Origin of the sequence: Streptomyces odonnellii (assembly GCF_000981895.1) — a bacterium.
Classification (GTDB): Bacteria; Actinomycetota; Actinomycetes; order Streptomycetales; family Streptomycetaceae; genus Streptomyces; species Streptomyces odonnellii.
In genome coordinates this window covers 1-4686 of the sequence record NZ_LATD01000423.1, presented here as the reverse complement: position 1 = coordinate 4686, position 4686 = coordinate 1, and the positions used below count along the sequence as shown (strand labels likewise).

Below are 4686 nucleotides of genomic sequence, written 5' to 3'. Positions count from 1 at the left end.
CAGCCCTCCCCCACCCCCGGCCGCTCGCCCACCACAAACGTGTTGCCGAGCGGGTCGGTGATCTCCGCCAGCCGGGCGTGGACCGTGTCCGAGGGCGTGCCCGCCGTGCCTCCCGCCGCGACCGCCCGCGCCGCGGCGGCATCGGCGTCGGCGACCTCGAAGCAGGTCCCCCAGACCGAGGGCGCGCCCTGCGGCACGCCCATGATGCCGCCGATCTCATGCCCGTCCGGCCGGCGAAGGAAGGTGAAGTCGGCGTCCGGGAGACCGCCTTCGGCGTCCAGGGTGTAGTCGAAGACCGCCGGGTAGAAAGCGCGCGCGGTGGCGGGGTCCGGGGTGGTGAGATCGTTCCGTACGAGACTGCCGGGCTCGTTCACGATCTCGCTGCCGATGCGCCCGCGCCCCTGCCACAGGCCGAACTCGGCGCCGACCGGGTCCACCACCAGGGCCGCCCGCCCCCGGTCCCCGACCTCCGCGGGGCTCTCGATCAGCGTGCCGCCCGCGTCGAGGACACGCTTGGCGGTGCTGTCGCAGTCGTCGGTGGCGATGTAGACGCGCCAGTGCCCCGATGTCGTCCCGGCCGTCACCGGCCTGAGTCCCCCCACCGCGTGGCCGCGCAGCAGACACACCGTGTACTGGCCGGCCCCCGGCGATCCCACCGCGAACTCCCAGCCGAACAGCGCCTCGTAGAACTCCTTCGCACGCCCGGCCTCCGCGACGGGGACATCGAGTTCGACCCAGGTCGGAGTGCCCGTCGGCTGAGTGCTGGTCACCTGACTCATGTGCCTCTCCTGCTTCGTCGGTCTCGCCGCTCCACTTCCGGGCGGCACCCCCGACGCTAGATCCCGTGCAGGTCAGACCATGTCCTAGTTGGCAGCCGTTCCCGCCGCCGCTTCAGACGCCGCCGTGACCGCCCGGATCGCGGATCGGTCGGACCGGTGTCGCACGAGACTCATAGAATCGCCGGATGAGCGCTGCCGATACCGACCCGCGTCCCGAGACCCCTGCCGGAGCCGGCCCCGAGGCCGGCAGCGAGGCGCTGCGTGTGCTGCACCGCGTCTTCGGTTACGACTCCTTCCGCGGGAGCCAGCAGGAGATCATCGATCATGTGGTGGCCGGGGGCGACGCCCTTGTCCTGATGCCGACCGGCGGCGGCAAGTCGCTCTGCTACCAGATCCCCGCGCTGGTGCGGAAGGGCGTCGGAGTCGTCGTGTCCCCGCTCATCGCGCTCATGCAGGACCAGGTCGACGCGCTGAGAGCGCTCGGTGTCCGGGCCGGATTCCTCAACTCCACCCAGGATCTGGACGAACGGCGGCTGGTGGAGGCCGAGTTCCTCGCGGGCGAGCTGGATCTGCTCTATCTCGCGCCGGAGCGGCTGCGCGTGGAGTCGACCGTACGGTTGCTGGAGCGCGGCACGATCTCCCTGTTCGCCATCGACGAGGCGCACTGCGTGGCCCAGTGGGGCCACGACTTCCGCCCCGACTATCTGGCCCTGTCGGCGCTGCACGAGCGGTGGCCGGACGTGCCCCGTATCGCGCTGACCGCCACCGCCACCGAGGCCACCCACGCGGAGATCGCCTCCCGGCTCAGGCTCCAGGACGCGCGGCACTTCGTGGCAAGCTTCGACCGGCCCAACATCCAGTACCGCATCGCGCCGAAGAACGACCCCAAGCGGCAGCTCCTGCATCTGCTCCGTGCGGAGCACGCGGGCGACGCGGGGATCGTGTACTGCCTGTCCCGGGCCTCGGTCGAGAAGACCGCCGAGTTCCTGGTGAAGAACGGGGTCGAGGCGCTGCCGTACCACGCGGGGCTGGATCCCCGTACGAGGGCCGCGAACCAGGCGCGCTTCCTGCGGGAGGAGGGCATGGTGATGGTCGCGACGATCGCGTTCGGCATGGGCATCGACAAGCCGGACGTACGGTTCGTCGCCCATCTCGATCTGCCGAAGTCCGTCGAGGGGTACTACCAGGAGACGGGCCGCGCCGGGCGCGACGGGCTGCCGTCCACGGCCTGGCTGGCATACGGACTCCAGGACGTGGTCCAGCAGCGCAAGATGATCGACACCTCCGAGGGCGACGACGCGCACCGGAGGCGGCTGGGCGCCCATGTCGACGCGATGCTCGCGCTGTGCGAGACCGTGGAGTGCCGCCGCGTCCAGCTCCTCGCGTACTTCGGCGAGAAGAGCGGGCCGTGCGGCAACTGCGACACCTGTCTGACTCCCGCCGAGTCCTGGGACGGCACGGTGCCCGCGCAGAAGCTGCTGTCGACCGTGGTCCGGCTGAAGCGGGAGCGCAATCAGAAGTTCGGCGCCGGGCAGATCACCGACATCCTGCTGGGCAAGAAGACGGCCAAGGTCATCCAGTTCGACCATGACGCGCTGAGCGTGTTCGGCATCGGTACGGAGCTGCGCGAGGCCGAATGGCGCAGTGTGGCACGGCAGTTGCTGGCGCAGGGGCTGATCGCCGTCGAGGGCGACTACGGAACGCTCGTCCTCACCGAGGACAGTGCCGAGGTGCTGGGCGGGCGGCGGTCCGTGATGCTGCGGCGCGAGCCCGAGAAGGCTGCGGTGGCCAAGCCCGCGCGCGCGGAGAAGAAGGGGCGTGCCGTGCCCGTCGATCTGCCGGACGAGGCGGTGCCGGTGTTCGAGTCGCTGCGCGCCTGGCGGGCGGCCACGGCGAAGGAGCAGGGGGTGCCCGCGTATGTCGTCTTCCATGACGCGACGCTGCGCGAGATCGCGGTACGGGCGCCGGCGACGCTGGCGGAGCTGGGCACGGTGAGCGGGGTGGGCGAGAACAAGCTGGCGAAGTACGGGGAGCAGATCCTGGAGACGCTGGGTACGGAGTGACGTCCGGGCGGAGCGGACCCCGCCGCGACGGGCGGGGTCCGGCGCCGGGCGGACGGTGCGGGCCTCGCCCCAACAGGCGTACTGGCGGGCGAATTTCTGTACCTTCCCCTAGGCCGTGCCGCGCTATACAGGCCAACGGAGCGTTGTCGCCTCACCGTTAGGCTCCGCATGATGCGTTCTCCCTACGTTTTCCTCCGCCGAGGCGCCGCGACCCTGAGGCGTCTGTCGCTGTACGGGCGCGGTCCCGGCCGGGCCGTGGGAGCCACGGTCGCCGCCGCGACCGTGCTGGGCGGAGCGCTGAGCGGATACGCGCCGGACACCGACGTACGGGACGCGGGCGCCGCGGCCGATCTGTCCGTGCACACGGACGCCCTGCCGAATCGGCCGGAGGCGCGCGCGCCCAAGGGTTATCCGCCCCTCGACGGGATCCGCGTCCCGGCGCACGGCGGACTCGACGGCCTGTCCGTGGCCGCCCTGCTGTCCCGCGACCCCCGGCTGCCCGAGCGGTCGCGGGCCGCCCTGCGCGACTGCCCCGGCCCGCGCTGTCCCGTACGGCCGCCGGTGTACGAGGACGTGACCGGTGACGGCGGGGCCGAACTCGTCGTCGCGGTCGACGAACCGGTGGCCCGCCGTACCTTTCTGGCGGTGTATCAGGCCGCGGGCGGTCGTGTACGCCCCCTCCTCGTCCACCCCGGCGCGACCGGTGCGGAACTGGCCGTGGCCGGAGGGGAGCTGCTGCTCACCGTCGCGGAGGACACCGGTCCCCGTACCGTCCGCTACCGCTGGAACGGCGCGGCGCTGACGGCCGTCGACAACAGACCACCGGCGGACACGGCCCTCGCCTCGGCCGCACGAGCCGGCACGCACGCCCTGCTCCGTACACGTACCGAGACAGCGAGGACGCCGCCATGCCCACCGTCCGCCGTGCCCGCCCCGACACCTGCCCCGACGTCTGCCCGGACCAGCCCGCCGAGCCGCACATCCTGTTCGTCGAGGACGACGAGGTGATCCGGAACACCCTTCGTATCGCCCTCCAGCGGTACGGCTTCACCGTCTCCACCGCCGCCGACGGCCTCACCGGCCTCGAACTCTTCCGGGAGACCCGCCCCGACCTGCTGGTGCTCGATGTCATGCTTCCCGAACTGGACGGCATCGGACTGTGCCGCCGGATAAGGGAGTCGAGCCTCGTCCCGATCCTGATGGTGACCGCGCGCGGCGACGATCTCGACATCATCTCGGGCCTGGAGGCCGGTGCCGACGACTATGTGGTCAAACCGTGCGAGAGCGCGGTACTCGTCGCGCGGATCCGTTCACTGCTGCGCCGTGCCTCCTTCGCGCCGGCCGCCCCAGACAGCGCGCGGCCGTCCACCGGCCAGGACGTCCTCCGGTTCGGGGACCTGACCATCGACACCGACGGCATGGAGGTGCGCCGGGGCGGCGAGATCACCGCGCTGACGCCGACCGAGCTGCGGCTGCTGCTCGTCTTCGCCGCCTCGCCCGGTGTCGTGCTGGAGCGCAGAACACTGCTGAGACAGGTCTGGGACCACGCCTGGGACGGGGACACCAGGGTGGTCGACCTCCATGTGAAACGGCTGCGCGCGAAGATAGGGGCCCACCGCATCGACACCGTGCGCGGCTTCGGATACAAGCTGCGGCGGTGACGATGGCCCCTCGCCCGTCCGCACCTCGCCCGCCGGCCCTCCGTCCGCCGGGCGCGCTCTCCGCCGCGTATCGGCTGCGCTCCTTGCAGTGGCGCATCATGGGCCTCGTGGCCGCGGCGACCTGTGTGGTCGTCGTCGTGCTGGTCGTGCTGGTCGACCGGTCCTCGCGCGCCTTCGAGCTGG

4 protein-coding genes are annotated in these 4686 nt (G+C 71.7%); 3 read left to right on the top strand and 1 reads right to left on the bottom strand.

Annotation, left to right across the window (positions count from 1 at the left end; genetic code table 11):
* On the bottom strand, positions 1 to 779 hold a 779-nt coding region (locus tag WH07_RS31695), incomplete at its 3' end, for a VOC family protein (RefSeq protein WP_063775863.1).
* Between the two features lie 185 nt (positions 780 to 964).
* Here WH07_RS31695 and recQ point away from each other — a divergent pair.
* The 3 genes from recQ (at position 965) to cseB (ending at position 4503) form a co-directional block, all read left to right on the top strand.
* The gene (gene recQ, locus WH07_RS31690) at positions 965 to 2842 is read left to right on the top strand and encodes a DNA helicase RecQ (RefSeq protein ID WP_046507797.1); all 1878 of its coding nucleotides are present in this window, start codon (positions 965 to 967) and stop codon (positions 2840 to 2842) included.
* 168 nt (positions 2843 to 3010) lie between these two features.
* Positions 3011 to 3850 (top strand): hypothetical protein, encoded by an 840-nt coding sequence (locus WH07_RS31685; protein WP_052744623.1) that lies wholly within the window; start codon positions 3011 to 3013, stop codon positions 3848 to 3850.
* Complete coding sequence (gene cseB / locus WH07_RS31680) at positions 3751 to 4503, top strand: two-component system response regulator CseB (protein ID WP_046507795.1); 753 nt, start codon at positions 3751 to 3753, stop codon at positions 4501 to 4503. The genes WH07_RS31685 and cseB overlap by 100 nt, the downstream gene beginning before the upstream one ends.
* Positions 4504 to 4686 lie beyond the last annotated feature (183 nt).